Annotated in this window: 10 protein-coding genes; 6 read left to right on the top strand and 4 right to left on the bottom strand. The window is 73.2% G+C overall.

The window, feature by feature from the left end; genetic code table 11:
• Positions 1 to 379 precede the first annotated feature (379 nt).
• From Ae505Ps2_RS13610 to Ae505Ps2_RS13600, 3 genes are all read left to right on the top strand, one after another.
• Positions 380 to 2,329: a 3-oxoacyl-[acyl-carrier-protein] synthase III C-terminal domain-containing protein gene (locus tag Ae505Ps2_RS13610; RefSeq protein ID WP_075307884.1), complete on the top strand. Its 1,950-nt coding sequence runs from the start codon at positions 380 to 382 to the stop codon at positions 2,327 to 2,329.
• A 183-nt stretch (positions 2,330 to 2,512) separates the two neighbouring features.
• Positions 2,513 to 8,161, top strand: a complete 5,649-nt coding sequence (locus tag Ae505Ps2_RS13605) for a biotin carboxylase N-terminal domain-containing protein (RefSeq protein WP_075553672.1) — start codon at positions 2,513 to 2,515, stop codon at positions 8,159 to 8,161.
• Positions 8,158 to 8,925, top strand: a complete 768-nt coding sequence (locus Ae505Ps2_RS13600) for a beta-ketoacyl-ACP reductase (protein ID WP_020625987.1) — start codon at positions 8,158 to 8,160, stop codon at positions 8,923 to 8,925. Before Ae505Ps2_RS13605 ends, Ae505Ps2_RS13600 begins: the two co-directional genes overlap by 4 nt.
• Positions 8,926 to 8,988: 63 nt before the next feature.
• On the opposite strand, the gene Ae505Ps2_RS13595 is transcribed toward Ae505Ps2_RS13600, so the two are convergent.
• Together Ae505Ps2_RS13595 and Ae505Ps2_RS13590 are read right to left on the bottom strand one after the other, a co-directional pair.
• The gene (locus Ae505Ps2_RS13595; protein WP_249265263.1) at positions 8,989 to 10,176 is read right to left on the bottom strand and encodes a glycoside hydrolase family 3 N-terminal domain-containing protein; all 1,188 of its coding nucleotides are present in this window, start codon (positions 10,174 to 10,176) and stop codon (positions 8,989 to 8,991) included.
• Positions 10,177 to 10,343: 167 nt separating this feature from the next.
• Positions 10,344 to 11,333 carry a glutathione S-transferase C-terminal domain-containing protein gene (locus Ae505Ps2_RS13590; protein WP_075307889.1) on the bottom strand — a complete coding sequence of 330 codons (990 nt, stop codon included), beginning with the start codon at positions 11,331 to 11,333 and terminating at the stop codon, positions 10,344 to 10,346.
• A gap of 35 nt (positions 11,334 to 11,368) precedes the next feature.
• Here Ae505Ps2_RS13590 and Ae505Ps2_RS13585 point away from each other — a divergent pair, with 35 nt between their 5' ends.
• From Ae505Ps2_RS13585 to Ae505Ps2_RS34225, 3 genes are all read left to right on the top strand, one after another.
• Entirely contained in the window at positions 11,369 to 12,574 is a 1,206-nt protein-coding gene (locus Ae505Ps2_RS13585; RefSeq protein ID WP_075333067.1) for an acetyl-CoA hydrolase/transferase C-terminal domain-containing protein, read from the top strand.
• A gap of 338 nt (positions 12,575 to 12,912) precedes the next feature.
• Positions 12,913 to 13,728: a class I SAM-dependent methyltransferase gene (locus tag Ae505Ps2_RS34230; protein WP_083695637.1), complete on the top strand. Its 816-nt coding sequence runs from the start codon at positions 12,913 to 12,915 to the stop codon at positions 13,726 to 13,728.
• Positions 13,725 to 14,573 carry a methyltransferase domain-containing protein gene (locus Ae505Ps2_RS34225; protein ID WP_083695636.1) on the top strand — a complete coding sequence of 283 codons (849 nt, stop codon included), beginning with the start codon at positions 13,725 to 13,727 and terminating at the stop codon, positions 14,571 to 14,573. The genes Ae505Ps2_RS34230 and Ae505Ps2_RS34225 overlap by 4 nt, the downstream gene beginning before the upstream one ends.
• A gap of 13 nt (positions 14,574 to 14,586) precedes the next feature.
• Here the strand turns inward: Ae505Ps2_RS34225 and Ae505Ps2_RS13575 are convergent, their stop codons facing one another.
• Together Ae505Ps2_RS13575 and Ae505Ps2_RS13570 are read right to left on the bottom strand one after the other, a co-directional pair.
• The gene (locus Ae505Ps2_RS13575; RefSeq protein WP_212567633.1) at positions 14,587 to 15,498 is read right to left on the bottom strand and encodes an alpha/beta hydrolase; all 912 of its coding nucleotides are present in this window, start codon (positions 15,496 to 15,498) and stop codon (positions 14,587 to 14,589) included.
• A complete protein-coding gene (locus Ae505Ps2_RS13570) occupies positions 15,462 to 16,037 on the bottom strand; it encodes a GtrA family protein (protein WP_020625982.1) in 576 nt (191 codons plus the stop codon). The genes Ae505Ps2_RS13575 and Ae505Ps2_RS13570 overlap by 37 nt, the downstream gene beginning before the upstream one ends.
• Positions 16,038 to 16,094: the final 57 nt, after the last annotated feature.

Raw genomic sequence — 16,094 nt, 5'->3', positions numbered from 1 at the left:
CCCCCCCCCCGGAGCGCGGGTGACGATCACCGCGCGGACTGTGACGCCGACGACCATGCCCCCTGTGGGGCGTGCACGTGCCGGGACCGACCGGCCACGCCCGGTGATCGTTCCACTGTGGACGAGCCCGCCCGTCAACCTGCGGGTCTGCGGAGCTCTTTCCGAGAACCGGCGAGTAGACCGACCGGTAACATTCTCGCCAGTAACAGTCGGAGTTGACCGACCATCCGTGAGAGCGCACACTCGGCGGCTGGATCACATTCCGATCGTGACTGTTCATCGATAGCGTTGCAGGCACCGCAACCGATCCGATCGACCAGGCCGCACCGCGTCCCGCCTGGCGATTCCGCCGGTCGTCGCCGCTGCTGGAGGTCGTCACATGAAACCGTTCGTGGTCAACAACCACGACCGACTGGTCTTTCCCGCCAATTTTCTCGGTGAACTCGATTTTTCCGTCATCGACGACCTGGAACAGTTCACGGCCATCGTCGGTCGCGATTTCGAGGCAAAGGCGCCCACCGGCACCGACATCCTGGAGCGGGTCACCAACGGTGCTTACGAGAGTCGCTTCGCGCTGCTGCGCGACATGAGCCAGAACCTGTTCTGGGTCAACCGGTACACGCTCACCATGTTCGAGAAGCGCCCGACCCGCTGGCGTGACCTCCCCCGCCACCGCGCCGACGTCTTCCTCCCGCTGCTCACCCCCTGGCGCGACGGCGACAAGAAGATCCGGGCCGTCGCCGATGCCTTCGCCGCGCTCCCCACCACCTGGGACGAGGAGACCGAGCGCCGCATCTTCGAGCTCCTCTTCGACGTCTACGGCAACCGCCGTCACCACGCGACCGAGCTGCCCGCGGTCAAGCCGACCGTCGAACAGTTCCTCACCACGCCCGGCGCGCAGACCTTCGTCGTGCCCCACCACGACCCGGACTACCCGGTCTTCTCCTTCACCGAGATCCTCGACGCGCACGCCGAGCGCCCCGAGCTCGAGGCCCTGACCCGGTGGGCGATGGTGCTGCACAACCAGTACCCCTGGGACCGTGCCGCCACCGAGCTGCGCACCGCCGAGGAGATCGGCGACGACGAGTACGTCATCGCCTTCCACCCGCGCAACCGCGACGTCGAACAGTTCCTGGACCGCGCCACCGGCGCCCGTCCGGCGCGTCGCGGCCGGCTCTCCACCCAGTCCGACCCGGTCGAGCCCGTCACCCCGCTGCCCCCGATCCGGGTGCGCGAGGCGTTCGCGGTGCAGCCGAAGGTGGAGGCCCTCGCCGTCGTCCGGGGTGAGCACGTCTGCTCCAACGACGACGTCGTCCGCAACTCCGCGTTCTCCTGGTCACCGATGAGCGCCGACGAGATCGCTGCCAAGACCGGCATCGACCAGCGCCGCTACACCGAGCTCGACATCGAGGACCTGGCCTGGGCCGCCGCGGTCCGCGCGCTGGAGCACTCCGGCCGCGACCGCTCCGAGATCGGCGCCGTGCTCGTCGCCACCTGCACCAGCGAGCGGCTCATCCCGTCGCTGTCGACGTGGCTGTCCGGTCGCCTGGGCCTGCTGCAGACGCACTGCTCGGCCGACATCATCGCCGCCTGCGCCGGGCTGCCCTACGGCCTGTCCGAGGCCGTGCGCCAGCTGCAGGAGGTGAACCGGCCGGTCCTGCTGGTCTGCGTCGAGAAGTTCTCCGACAAGATCGGCAACGTCCGCACCTCGCGGATGATCTTCGGCGACGGCGCGGCCGCGATGGTCATCGCCCCGGCCGCCGAGGGCGAGCGCGGCGACGTCGACCTGCTGCAGACCTACGCGTCGGGCCCGGACACCCAGGTGAACTCGATCATCTGGCCGAACCCGGAGTTCGACAACGACATCACCGTCTACGGCCCCGAGGTCAAGGCGCTGGTCGCCCGCTACCTGGCGCAGATGATCGACGAGCTCACCGAGCAGGCCGGACCCGACGGCGAGGGCACGATGCTCGACGCGGTCGACCTGATCGTCCCGCACCAGGCGAACAAGACGATGATCCTGCAGCTCGCGGGCAAGGCGGGGCTCTCGGCCGACCAGCTGTACTTCAACATCGAGTCGATGGGCAACGTGTCCGCGGCATCCATCCCGATCGCGCTGTTCGACTCCGTGGCCGACGGCGTGGTGGCCGGCCGGACCCGGGTCTTCGCGCCCGGCTTCGGGGCCGGCGCGGTGGGCGGCTACGCGGTGCTGGAGATCGACCCGGCCGTGATGGCGCCGGAGGTCCACCTGGACCCGACGGCCGCCGCGGTGGCCGAGCCGGCCGTCGCCCCGACCTCCGACGACGTCCGCATCGCCTTCGGCGAGTAGCACGACCGGGTGACACGGGCCACAGTGGGCGGGAAGATCCCTGTCCGAGAGGTGAGCCCGCCCGCATTCCGGCACAGCCCGGGCGACCGTCCGTACCGACCCGCCGACCGCACGACGACGATGTCGGTGCGGCACCCCGCCGCCACCTCGTCGTCGCACTCGTAGGAGCAGTGAACCCCAGCCATGTTCTCGCGCATCGCCATCGTCAATCGCGGCGAGCCCGCCATGCGGCTCATCAACGCCGTCCGTGAGTGGAACGCCCAGAACGGGCCCGACCGCCGCCTGCGCACGATCGCGCTGCACACCGCCGTCGACCGCCGCGCGATGTACGTCCGCGAGGCCGACGAGGCCGTCCTGATCGGTCCGGACGACCCGGACCACATGGGCGCGAGCCCCTACCTCGACCACGCCGAGCTGGAGCGCGCGCTGCGTGTCACCCGCGCCGACGCGGTCTGGCCCGGCTGGGGCTTCGTGTCGGAGAAGGCCGAGTTCGCGGAGCTGTGCGAGCGGCTGGGGATCACCTTCGTCGGGCCGTCGGCGGAGGTCATGCGCCGGCTCGGGGACAAGATCGCGTCCAAGCAGCTGGCCGAGTCGGTCGGGGTGCCGATGGCGCCGTGGTCGGGCGGCCCGGTGGCCGACGTCGAGGCGGCCCGCAAGACCGCCGAGACCGTCGGCTACCCGCTCATGGTGAAGGCCACCGCGGGCGGCGGGGGGCGCGGCATCCGCTACGTGGCGGGCCCAGAGCAGCTCGACGAGGCCTTCGAGCGGGCCGCGTCGGAGGCGTCGAGGACCGCGGGCGACGCGACCGTGTTCCTGGAGCGCGCGGTGTCCGGCGGCCGGCACGTCGAGGTGCAGGTCGTCGCCGACGACGCCGGCGACGTCTGGACCCTCGGGGTGCGCGACTGCTCGGTGCAGCGGCGCAACCAGAAGGTGATCGAGGAGTCGGCCTCCACCGCGCTCGACCCCACGCAGGAGGAGCTGCTGCGCAGCTCGGCCGCCGAGCTGGCCCGCGCCGCGGGCTACGTCAACGCCGGCACCGTCGAGTTCCTCTACCAGCCCGAGGAGAAGCTGCTCTCCTTCCTCGAGGTCAACACCCGGCTGCAGGTCGAGCACCCGGTCACCGAGGCCTGCACCGGCGTCGACATCGTCAAGCTGCAGCTGCACGTCGCCGCGGGCGGCACGCTCGCCGAGGTCGCCCGCGAGGTGCCGGCGGCGCAGGGCTGGGCGATCGAGGCCCGGCTGACCGCCGAGGACCCGGAGCGCGAGTTCGCCCCCGCCCCGGGCCGGATCGAGCACCTGGCACTGCCGTCGGGTCCCGGCATCCGGGTCGACACCGGCGTGGCAGCGGGCGACGTCATCCCGCCGCAGTTCGACTCCATGATCGCCAAGGTGATCGCCTGGGGCCGCGACCGCGACGAGGCCCGCGCGCGGCTGTCCCGGGCACTGCGCCAGACCGCCGCGGTGATCGACGGCGGCTCCACGAACAAGGCGTTCCTGCTGGACCTGCTCGACCGCGACGAGTTCCGCTCGGGCGAGCTGCAGACCACCTGGCTCGACGCGATGATGGCCGAGGGCTACGCACCGCCCCGCCGGCTCGACGTCGCGCTGCTCGCCACCGCCGTGCTGAGCCACGACGGCCACGTCGCCCGCCAGCAGGAGCGGCTGTTCCGCTCCGCGGAGGCCGGCCGGCCCGAGGTGGGCTACGAGACCTGGCACCAGACCGACGTCACCGTCGCCGGGCAGTCCTACAAGCTCAAGGTCGCCCGGACCCGCGCCGGGCGCTACACCGTCGAGCTGGACGTGCCTACCGCCGGAGGCGGCTCCTCGACGCAGTCGGTCGACGTCGACGTCGAGCGCAACGGCGCCTACGAGCGCCGGCTCACCGTCGGCGACCACTCCTGGACCGTGCTGTCGGTCGCGCAGGAGGCGGACTACCTCGTCGAGGTCGACGGCGCCGTGCACCGCATCTCCGGCGGCGAGGCCGGCATCGTCCGCGCCCCCGCCCCGGCGATGGTCGTCGCGCTGCCGGTCACCGCGGGCCAGACCGTGGCCGAGGGCGACACCCTCGCGATCGTCGAGTCGATGAAGCTGGAGACCTCGCTGCGGGCGCCGTTCGACGGCACCGTCGCCGAGATCCTCGTCCCGGCCAACACCCAGGTCGACGGCGGCACGAAGCTGGTGCGGCTGGAGCCGTCGGCCGACGCGGACGCCGCGGCCCCCAGCGGGGAGCGCGCCGACCTGTCCGCGTTCGCCGCGACCGGCGCCGACACCGACCCCGCCGCGACCGCGGCCGACGCGCTGTCCGCGCTGCGCTTCCAGGTGCTGGGCTTCGACGTCGACGAGCGCCAGGCCCGCCCGCAGCTGCGCCGCCTCGCCGGCGCCCGCGAACGGCTGGCGGCCGACGACCCGGCCGTGCTGGCCGGGGAGACCGCCGTCCTGCAGATCTTCGCCGACCTGTGCCAGCTCTCGCGCAACCGGTCCGAGACCGACGACGAGACCGGCGAGACCGAGCGCAATCCGCAGGAGTACCTCTACGCCTACCTGCGCTCCCGCGACGCCGAGGACGAGGGCCTGCCCGAGTCCTTCCAGGCCAAGCTGCGCCGGGCGCTGGCCCACTACGGCGTCGCCGAGATCGACGGTGGCGCGGCCCGCGCCGACGATCTCGGCCCGGCGCTGTACCGGATGTTCCTGGCCCACCGCCGCGCACCGCAGCAGGTGCCGGTGGTGCTGGACCTGCTGAACTGGCGGCTGCGCCACCCGGAGTCGGTCGCGCACCTGTCCCCCGCGGCGCGCGAGGACTACCTGCGCACGCTCGACGAGGTCGTCGTCGCCACCCAGCTGCGGCACCCGGTCGTCGGCGACACCGCCCGGCTGGTGCGCTACCGCGCGTTCGACGCGCCGGTCGTCGCGGCCGAGCGGGACCGGGCGCTGGCCGAGGTCCGGGAGAGCCTCGACGTGCTGGCCGAGAACCCCGACGCCGACGACCGGGCCCGCCGGATCGACGCGCTCGTCAGGTCCTCGGAACCGATCCTCGGCGTGTTCGGCGAGCGGCACGACGCCGTCCTGCTGGAGGTCATGACCCGGCGCTACTACCGGGTGCGGGTGCTGCGCGACCTGGAGCTCGTCGAGCACGCGGGCAAGCCGCTGCTGACCGCCCGCTACCAGCACCTGGGCCGGGACCGCACGCTCTTCGCCTCGGTGATCGACAACAACGACCCGGCCGCCGCGCAGGCCGTGTCCGACGAGCTGCGCCGCCGCGTCGGCGAGCTCGACGGGGACCGCACCGCGCTCGTCGACCTCTACGTCACCTCGACCAAGGCCGACGACGGCGGCGACCCCGACGCCCGCGCCGAGCGCGTCCGCGCCGCCCTGGGGAAGGTGCCCGCGCACCTGCACCGGGTCGCCGTCGCCGTCCGCCCGAACCCGCGCGCCGCGGGCACGGCGAGCGAGGAGGCCGAGCCGCCGACCTGGTTCACCTTCCGGCCCGACGAGACCGGCGAGCTGGTCGAGGACCGCACGCTGCGCGGCATGCACCCGCTCGTCGCGGACCGGCTGCGGCTGTGGCGCTTCCGCGACTTCGAGCTGCACCGCCTGCCCGCCGCCACCGACGTGCACCTGTTCCGCGCCACCGGCCGCGAGGTCACCGCCGACGACCGGCTCGTCGCGATGGCCGACGTCCGCGAGCTGACCGTGCTGCGCGACGAGGAGACCGGCAAGGTCCGCTCGCTGCCGCAGTTCGAGCGGGCGCTCGACGCCTGCATCAACTCGCTGCGTGCCGCCCGCGCCGGGGACCGCACGCTGGCCCGGATGTCGTGGAACCGGATCGCCCTCTACGTGTGGCCGGAGGTCGACGTCCCGCTCGCCGAGCTGGACTCGGTGGTCCGGCGGCTCGCGCCGCGCACGGCCAACCTCGGCCTGGAGCAGGTCCTCGTCGAGTTCCGCACGGCCGATCCGCAGGTCACCGGGGGTCAGGGCGGTCCGCGCTCGATGCTGCTGCGCATGTCGCGCCCGCCCGGCGCGGGGCTGCAGGTCAAGCTCGACCAGCCCCCGACCGAGCCGATGCGCGAGCTCGACGCCTACGACCAGAAGGTGCTCAAGGCCCGTCGCCGCGGTGCCGTCTACCCGTACGAGATCGTCCCGCTGCTCACCGCCCCGATCGACGCCGGCCCGGGCACCTGGCAGGAGTACGACCTCGTCGACTCCGGCGACCCGGCCCTGCCGGTGCCGGTCGACCGCGCGCCCGGCGGCAACACGGCCAACCTCGTGCTCGGCGTCGTCTCGGTGCCGACCCGGCGCTACCCGGAGGGCATGAAGCGGGTCGTGCTGCTCGGCGACCCGACCCGGGCCCTCGGCGCGATCGCCGAGCCGGAGTGCCGCCGGGTGCTGGCCGCGATCCACCTGGCCCGCGAGCTGGACGTGCCGATCGAGTGGTTCGCCGTCTCGGCCGGCGCGAAGATCGCGATGGACTCCGGCACCGAGAACATGGACTGGATCTCCCGGGTGCTGCGCGGGATCATCGAGTTCACCCAGGACGGCGGGGAGCTCAACGTCGTCGTCACCGGCATCAACGTCGGCGCCCAGCCCTACTGGAACGCCGAGGCCACGATGCTCATGCACACCAAGGGCATCCTGGTGATGACGCCGGACTCGGCCATGGTGCTGACCGGCAAGCACTCACTGGACTTCTCCGGCGGGGTGTCGGCCGAGGACAACTTCGGCATCGGCGGCTACGACCGGATCATGGGCCCGAACGGGCAGGCGCAGTACTGGGCGCCGGACCTGAGCGGCGCCGTCGGCGTGCTGCTGGCGCACTACGCCCACACCTGGACCCAGCCGGGCGAGCGGTTCCCGCGGCCAGCCCCGACCACCGACCCGGTCTCCCGCGACGTCACGACCGCCCCGCACTCCGGGCCCAACTGCGAGTTCACCACCCTCGGCGAGATCTGGGCGCCGGAGACCAACCGGGAGCGCAAGAAGCCGTTCGACATCCGCTCGGTGCTGCGCGGCGTCGCCGACGCCGACCACCCGACGTCGGAGCGCTGGGCCGACATGCACGACGCCGAGTCGGTCGTCGCGCTCGACGCCCACCTCGGCGGCCAGCCGATCGCGATGATCGGCATCGAGTCGCGGCCGCTGCCGCGGCGCTGGCCGCGCCCGGTCGACGGGCCGTCCCAGTTCACCGCCGGGACGCTGTTCCCGCGCTCCTCGCGCAAGTGCGCGCGGGCCATCAACGCCGCGTCGGGCAACCGGCCGCTGGTCGTGCTGGCGAACCTGTCCGGGTTCGACGGCTCGCCGGAGTCGCTGCGCGGCCTGCAGCTGGAGAACGGCGCCGAGATCGGCCGGGCCATCGTCAACTTCGACGGCCCGATCGTGTTCTGCGTGGTCTCCCGCTACCACGGCGGCGCGTTCGTGGTGTTCTCCGGAACGCTGAACGACAACATGGAGGTCGCCGCGATCACCGGCTCCTACGCCTCCGTGCTCGGCGGGGCGCCCGCGGCGGCCGTCGTGTTCGCCGGCGAGGTCAACGACCGCACCGCCAAGGACGAGCGGATCACCGACCTGGAGGCCCGGATCACCCGGGCCGTCACCGACGGGGACGAGGCGACGGCGGCCCGGCTGCGCGGGGACCTCGCCACGCTCCGCCCGGACGTCCGCTCCGAGAAGCTCGGCCAGGTCGCCGAGGAGTTCGACACCAAGCACTCCATCGAGCGGGCGCGGTCCGTCGGCTCGGTGCACCGGATCGTCAGCCCCGACCAGCTCCGGCCCTACCTGGCCGATGCGGTCCAGCGGGGCATGAAGCGCACACTCGACACCCTTGGAGGAACCGCATGACCGCGATCACCGACACCAACCCGGAGCAGCGCGTCGCCATCGTGACCGGGGGTGCGCGCGGGATCGGTGCGGCGATCACCACCGCGCTGGCCCGCACCGGCGTGCACGTGGCCGCCGGGTACTCGTCCAACTCCAAGGCCGCCGACGAGCTGAAGGGCAAGCTGGAGGCCGAGGGCGCGTCGATCTCGGTGCACCAGGGCAACGTCGGCTCGCCCGAGGACTGCCAGCGGGTCGTGTCCGAGGTGCTGGAGCAGAAGGGCCGCGTCGACTATCTGATCAACAACGCCGGCATCACCGTCGACAAGACCGTCCGCAAGCTGACCGTCGACGACTGGCACGCCGTGCTGCGGATCAACCTGTCCGGCGCGTTCTACATGACCAAGGCCGTGCTGGAGCACATGACCGGCAACGAGTTCGGCCGGATCGTGAACATCTCCTCGGTGATCGGCCAGATCGGTTCGATCGGGCAGGCGAACTACGCCTCCTCCAAGGCGGGCCTGATCGGCTTCTCCAAGTCCCTCGCCCAGGAGGTCGCGAAGAAGGGCGTCACGGTCAACTGCGTCGCACCCGGCTTCATCGAGACCGAGATGGTCGCCGCGGTGCCGGAGAAGGCGCTCGAGAAGATCGTCTCGAAGATCCCGGTCGGCCGTCTCGGCCAGGCCGACGAGATCGCCCGGGCCGTACAGTTCCTCGTCGACGACCGCGCCGGGTACGTGACCGGCTCGGTGATCAGTGTGAACGGCGGGCTGGACATGGCGTCCTGACCGTCGTTCTCCCCGGCCGAGGGCCTCGCACGGAGTCGTGCGGGGCCCTCGTGCGTACCCGGGTCAGCCGCGGTGGCAGAGGCCCTTGGCCGCCAGTACCCGCGCGACGGCGGTGTCGTTGTCCTGCGCCGTGATCCGCCCGTCGGCCAGCGCCTTCTCCGCGGCGTCGAGCAGCGGTGCGACCGGGGTGACGTTGGAGAACAGCGCCATGTCCGCGCCCGCGGTCAGGGCCCGGGTGGTGGCCTCGGCCAGCCCGAAGCGGTCGGTGATCGCCTTCATCGCACCGAGGTCGTCGGTCATGGCGAGACCGTCGAACCGGTAGTCCTCGCGCAGCAGCCGGTAGGCGGCCGGGGCGATGCTGGTGGGCACGTCGGTGGTCAGGCCGGGGACGTCGAGGTGGCCGAGCATGACCCCGACCCGCCCGTCGAGCGGCTTCCCCGGTCCGACGAGGTCGGCGTAGGGCCGCAGGTCACCGGCGCGCAGCTCCTCCAGCGGCGGGGTGCTCACCGACCCCTTGTGCGAGTCACCGGAGCTGTGCCCGTGGCCGGGGAAGTGCTTGAGGACGCCGAACACCCCGCCGGCCTCCTGGCCCTGCACCCAGGCCGCGGCGTAGCGGGTGACGGTGGCCGGGTCGTCGGAGAACGACCGGTCCCCGATGACGGCGGTGCGCGGCTGGTCGGAGACGTCCACCGACGGCGCGAGGTTCCAGGTCACGCCGCGGGCCTTCAGCTGTTCGGCGCGCTCGCGGGCGATCTCGGTGACCTGCTCGGGGCTGTCGGACGCGGCCATCTGCCGGGCGCTGGGGACGTCGCCGTCGAGCTCGTCGATGCGCTGGACCCGGCCGCCCTCCTCGTCGACGGCGACGGCCAGCGGCGTGCGGGAGGCCTCCTGCAGCGCCGCGAGCCGGCCGTCCTGCAGCAGCGCGGTCGCGTTGCCGCCGAGGAACACCCCGCCGACCTGCGAGTCCCGCACGATCGCGGTGGCGCCGGCCGGATCGGCCGCGTCCACCCCGACCATCAGACGCTGGGCGAGCCGGTCGCGGGGGGACAGCGCCGCCACCATCGGGGCGCAGGTGTCCGGATGCGGCGCCGGCTGTGCCTGCACCGCATCCGGACCGGCGTCCGGCTGTGGGACGCCGGTGCTGTTCGCGGTGAGCTGCGGCCCGGCGACGGCGACGAGCCCCGCCGTCAGCGCGCCCACGACGGCGGCGGTGAGCAGTCCGGTGCTGCGACGACGTCGCTGCCGGATCACGGGGTGGGGTCGTCCAGGCACTCGCATCGCGACCATCGTGACAGGCCCTCGCCGGTCCGGCGCCCCCGCCGCGCCGCCACCGGTTCGCCCGGACCGCACGCGGCCGGGCCCTCCCGCCGGTGCCCGGACGCCCCGCCGTCGCCACGGCGGGGACTCCGACGCCGCGGTCAGCCGATCGCGGGGACCCGCTCGGACTCCGGCGGCGGACCGGGCGGGGTGCCGTCGCCGAACGGGCGCCCGCCCAGCTCCTCGCGGCCGTGTGGGGTCGTCCAGCCGGCGAGGTCGGGCCCCTTCGGGACGATCCCGGTCGGGTTCACCGACGCGTGCACGCCGTAGTAGTGCTGCTTGACCTGCTCGAAATCGATGGTGTCGCCGAAGCCGGAGGTCTGGAACAGGTCCCGGGCGTAGGCCCACAGCACCGGCAGCTCGGTCAGCTTGTGCCGGTTGGCCTTGAAGTGGCCGTGGTAGGCGGCGTCGAAGCGGACCAGGGTCACCCACAGCCGGATGTCGGCCTGGGTGATCGAGTCCCCGACCAGGTAGCGGCGCGTCGACAGGTGCTGCGACAGCTCGTCCATCCGGGACCAGAGGGCGTCGTAGGCGCGGTCGTAGGCACGCTGGGACGAGGCGAACCCGCACTTGTAGACGCCGTTGTTGACGTCGTGGAAGATCCCCTTCCCGATCTCCTCGATCGCCTCCGGGTCGGTCCACAGGTCCGGTGCGCCGTCGCGGTGGAACTCCCGCCACTCGGTGGACAGGTCCCGCTCCAGCAGCGCGTACTCGTTGGTGACGACCTTCCCCGAGGCGACCTCCACCATCGCGGGGACGGTGACGCCCTCGGCGTAGCCGGGGACGGCCCTCTCGTAGGCCTCGCGCAGGTACTCGATCCCGAGCACCGGGTCGACGTTCCCGGGGTCGAGGTGGAAGCGCCAGCTGCGCTCGTCGTGCAGCGGGCCCGCGATGCCCAGCGAGATCGCGTCCTCCAGCCCGAGCAGCCGCCGGGTGATGATCACCCGGTTCGCCCATGGACAGGCGCGCGCACCGACGAGGCGGTAGCGGCCCGCCTCGACCGGCCACGGCGACGACCCGTCGGCCGTGATCCGCTCGGCCACCCCGAGCGCCTCCCGTACGAACTCACCGCTGTCCTGGTCGGTCCCCATGCCCGCCAACGCTAGCCCTGTGGTCGGATGGGCGCATGAGCGTCGACGGTGACCTCGAACGCGGTCTGTCCGACCTGGTCGCGCCGGGCTCCCGGGTGGCACTGGCCGACGGCTGTGGGCTCCCCTACGCGCTCGCCCGTCCGCTGTCGCGTGTGGCGGCCCGGGCCGGGGGTGTGCGGCTCGTCCTGGGCTGGGTGCCCGGCCCGGCCCCGGATCTCGACCCGGACGCGTTCGCCGACATCCGCACCGTCGTCGGCGGGCCGGGAGCGCGGGTGTTGATCGAGGCCGGGCACGCCCACCGGGTGCCCGCCCGGCTCTCCGCGGTGCCGGCGCTGCTCGCCGGTCCGCTGCGGCCGGACCTGCTGCTCGCCACCGTCGTCCGCGACGACGCCGGTGACCTGCGGTTCGGCGCCGAGGTGTCCTGGATGCGCGGTCTGGCCGAGGCCGGTGTCCCGGTCGCCGCGCTGGTGTCGGCCTCGGCCCCGCACGCCGACACCGGACCGCCGCTGCGCGGGGTGGCCGTGCTCGGCGAGGTCGACGGACCGATCGGGGCGCCACACACCGTCGGCACCCCGGCCCCGACCGATGCCGACCGGGCCGTCGCGGCCGCGGTCGCCGCGCTGGTCCCGGCCGGGGCACGGATCCAGTTCGGGCCGGGCCGGCTGGCCGCGGCGCTGGTCGCGGCCCTGGACGTGCCGGTAGCGGTGGACTCCGGGCTGCTCGCCGACCCGGTCGTCGACCTCGACGAGCGCGGGCTGCTGCGCGGCACCCCGACCTCGACGGCCCTCTACGGCAGCCCCCGGCTGCACGACTGGGCCGACCGGCTGGGCCGGGCCGGGCGGGCGACCGTGCGCCCGATCGAGTACACCCACGACGTCTCCCGTCTGACCTCGGCCCCGGGGCCGCTGGTCGCGCTGAACACCGCCCTGGAGATCGACCTCGACGGCCAGGTCAACGTCGAGGGCGTCGCGGGGTCGGCGGCCGGGATGATCGGCGGGCACCCGGACTTCGCGGCCGCCGCGGCCCGGGGGCCAGGCCTGTCGGTGATCGCGTTGCCGTCGGCGCACCGCGGCCGCCCGACGCTGGTCGAGCGGCTCGGCGGGCCGGTCACCACGCCGTCGCACGACGTCGACGTGGTCGTCACCGACCGGGGTACGGCGGACCTGCGGGGGCTCGGCCGCGGCGAACGGCGGCACGCGCTGAGCTCCCTGTGGGGCGGCGCCGTTGCGCCGGACGGATGAACTCGAATCCATGGTGTGACCGGAGTCACCCATCACCCGGGGTGAGTGGATGGGCGCCGCCCCGGGCGCGGCCCGTCGTGGCCGGGCCTCGGTGACTCCGCGTCCCCACCGGACCGACGGCGTGTGACGGCCGTATGACGTCACTGGTGGGCCCGCGCGCCGCCCGGTCCTGTCCCGGCCCGGCCGCGGCCGTCCGGTGAGACCCCGGATGACCGGCCGCGTTGCGCATAGCACAACGCGGCCGGCCGATCCAGGATCACCCTCGGTGAGCGGACAGGGGCCGCGGGGGCACCTACGGTCGGGCCGTCCAGCACCCGAGCGCCGAGGAGGCGCGCCACATGACGGCAGACCAGGAGTTCGGCGACGCGCCGACCGAGGTCCGCGAGTCCACCCACTACCGGCAGGAGTACGTGCAGACGTTCGTCGACAAGTGGGACGAACTGATCGACTGGCGGGCCCGCTACGCCGGCGAGGGGAAGTTCTTCGTCGAACAGCTCCGCAGGCGCGGGGTCACCAGCGTCCTCGACGTGGCGACCGGCACCGGCTTCCACTCCGTCCGGCTGCTGGAGGAGGGCTTCGAGACCGTCGTCTCCGCCGACGGCAGCGCCGAGATGCTGGCGAAGGCCTTCGCCAACGGGATGAAGTTCGGCGGGCACGTCCTGCGCGTCGTGCAGGCCGACTGGCGGTGGCTGAACCGGGACGTGCACGGCGAGTACGACGCGATCATCTGTCTCGGGAACTCGTTCACGCACCTGTTCTCCGAGCGTGACCGCCGCAAGGCGCTCGCCGAGTTCTACGCCATGCTCTCCCACGACGGTGTGCTGATCCTCGACCAGCGCAACTACGACGCGATCCTGGACAACGGCTTCAGCTCCAAGCACCAGTACTACTACTGCGGCGACGACGTGGTGGCCGAGCCGGAGTACGTCGACGACGGCCTGGCCCGGTTCCGCTACAGCTTCCCGGACGGCTCCCGCTACCACCTCAACATGTTCCCGCTGCGCAAGGACTACACCCGGCGGCTCATGCAGGAGGTCGGGTTCCAGCGGATCGACACCTACGGCGACTTCCAGTCGACCTACGCCGACGACGAGCCCGACTTCTTCGTGCACATCGCCGAGAAGGCCTACCTCGACCAGGAGGACGTCGCGTGACGCGGACGCCCGAGCACACCGCCGAGCACACTGCCGAACACACCGCCCGGTCGTACTACGACTCCGACGACGCCGACACCTTCTACGCGCGGGTCTGGGGCGGTGAGGACATCCACGTCGGCGTGTACGAGGACCCGGAGGAGCTGATCTCGGTCGCGAGCGCCCGCACGGTGACCCGGATGGCGCAGGTCGCCGGGGTCGGCCCGGGCACCCGGGTGCTGGACCTGGGAGCCGGCTACGGCGGCGCGGCCCGCAGGCTGGCGGCCGGGCACGGGGCCGCGGTGCACTGCCTCAACCTCTCCCCCGTCGAGAACGCCCGCAACGAGCGGATGACCCGCGAGCAGGGGCTGGACGAGCAGGTCACCGTCACCACCGGCAGCTACGAGGCCGTGCCGGTCGAGGACTCCTCGGTGGACCTGGTGTGGTCCCAGGACGCGTTCCTGCACTCCGGCGACCGGGACCGGGTGCTCGACGAGGTCGCCAGGGTGCTGCGCCCGGGCGGGCAGGTGGTGTTCACCGACCCGATGGCCGTCGACGGGCTGGACCAGTCCTCGATCCAGCCGATCCTGGACCGGATCGCGCTGTCCACGATGGGCACACCCGGCTTCTACACCGACGGGCTGGAACGACGCGGCTTCACCGGTGTGCGGTTCCACGACCACGCCGGGCAGCTGCCGACGCACTACCGCCGGGTGCGCGAGGAGCTCGTCGCGCACGAGGAGGAGCTGTCGTCGTCGATCTCGCGGCCCTACCTGACCGCGATGAAGGCCGGCCTGCAGCACTGGGTGGACGGCGGGCGGGCCGGGAAGCTCACCTGGGGCATCGTGCACGCCGTCCGGTCCTGAGGACCGCCAGCGGTCAGCCGCCCAGGAACGCGCGGACCGCGGCGGTGGTCGCGGCGGGCTGCTCGTCAACGAGGAAGTGCCCGGCCCCGGCGAGCGCCTCACCGGTGACCAGGTCCGGGTCGGCGGCGGCGCGGCGCCACACCTCCAGGGGGCTCTCGGCGTTGGCACCGACGACACCGCGCTCGCCCCACAGCACCAGAGTGGGCGCGGCGATCCGCTCCCCCGCCCGCTCCGAGGCGGCGTCGTGGTCGAGGTCGATCGAGGCGCCCGCCCGGTAGTCCTCCAGCATCGCGTGCCGGGCGGCCGGGTCGGCGAACGCGCGCTCGTAGGAGGCCAGCGCCTCGGGCGGGTGCGCGTCGAGCCCGGAGCCCCAGCCGCCGAGCAACGAGTGCAGGAAACCGATCGGGTCCCCGGCGATGAGCCGTTCGGGCAGGTCGGCGGGCTGGATGAACAGGAACCAGTGGAAGTACGCCGTCGCCAGCGCCCGGTCGGTGTGGGCGTAGACGTAGGCGGTGGGGAGGATGTCCAGCAACGCCGCCCGCGTGATCCGCTCGGGATGGTCGAGCAGCATCCGGTGGGTGACGCGGGCGCCGCGGTCGTGGGCGACGACGGCGAAGGTGTCGAAGCCGAGGCGGGCCATCACGTCGACCTGGTCGGCGGCCATCGCCCGGAACGAGTAGCCGGCGTGGTTCTCGCCGTCGGCGGGGCGGCCGGACTCGCCGTATCCCCGCAGGTCCGTCGCGACGACGGTGTGGTCGCGCGCCAGGTCCGCCGCGAGCGGCCCCCACATGGCGTGGGTCTGCGGGAAGCCGTGCAGCAGCAGCACCGGCGGGCCCTGTCCGCCGCGCACCCCGTGGACGACGACCCGCTCCTCGGGCGGCCCGACGGTCAGGTCGAGGGCGTCGAACTCGGCTGTTCCGGGCACGGGTGCCGTCCTTCCTGGTCGCCTCGCGCACCGGCGGCAGCCGGGCGTGCCACATCGAACACCCAGAACCGCAGCACCGCGAACCGCAGCAGCCCGCCGACGAGGCTGGCGGCGGCGACGACCGCCGCCTCCTCTCCCGGTGTGGTGTCCCCGGCGACCTGGTGCAGCGCGAGCAGCACCGCGGAGGTGTAGGTCGCGTAGAACGCGACGGTGCCCGCGTCGTGCACCCACTCGCGCAGCCGGTGCGCGGGGGCGCCGTCGAAAGCGAAGCGGCGGCTGGCCTCGGTGCTGACCGCGGTGGTGAGGACCAGCGCGACCAGGTTCGCCGGGACCGCCGGGAGCACCGGGCGCAACAGCAGGAACAGCGCGGCGTTCAGCGCGGTCGCCCCGCCGCCGACGACGGCGTAGCGGGCGAGCTGCACGGCGAGGGGGTACCGCCGCGACACGGCGGCGACGGCGCCCGTCACGCGCCCGTGTACCCGGGCGGCGGACTGCGCCGGATCACCGAACGGCACGTGTGCCGACTGCGCTGCGTCCACCGGTCCTCCCGCCCCTGCTGGGTAGATCTTCGCAGGAGTACCCCCGAAGGATCACCC

Source organism: Pseudonocardia sp. Ae505_Ps2 (assembly GCF_001932425.1).
GTDB lineage: Bacteria > Actinomycetota > Actinomycetes > Mycobacteriales > Pseudonocardiaceae > Pseudonocardia.
Note: the sequence above shows the minus strand (reverse complement) of the source record. Positions and strands in the feature narration are given on the sequence as shown.

What these genes read in the sequence shown, in the direction of transcription:
- Ae505Ps2_RS34230 (WP_083695637.1), top strand. Translation starts at nt 12,913, where the DNA reads ATGACGGCAGACCAGGAGTTCGGCGACGCGCCGACCGAGGTCCGCGAG.
- Ae505Ps2_RS13590 (WP_075307889.1), bottom strand. Translation starts at nt 11,333, where the DNA reads ATGGGGACCGACCAGGACAGCGGTGAGTTCGTACGGGAGGCGCTCGGG.
- Ae505Ps2_RS13585 (WP_075333067.1), top strand. Translation starts at nt 11,369, where the DNA reads ATGAGCGTCGACGGTGACCTCGAACGCGGTCTGTCCGACCTGGTCGCG.
- Ae505Ps2_RS13600 (WP_020625987.1), top strand. Translation starts at nt 8,158, where the DNA reads ATGACCGCGATCACCGACACCAACCCGGAGCAGCGCGTCGCCATCGTG.
- Ae505Ps2_RS13605 (WP_075553672.1), top strand. Translation starts at nt 2,513, where the DNA reads ATGTTCTCGCGCATCGCCATCGTCAATCGCGGCGAGCCCGCCATGCGG.
- Ae505Ps2_RS13610 (WP_075307884.1), top strand. Translation starts at nt 380, where the DNA reads ATGAAACCGTTCGTGGTCAACAACCACGACCGACTGGTCTTTCCCGCC.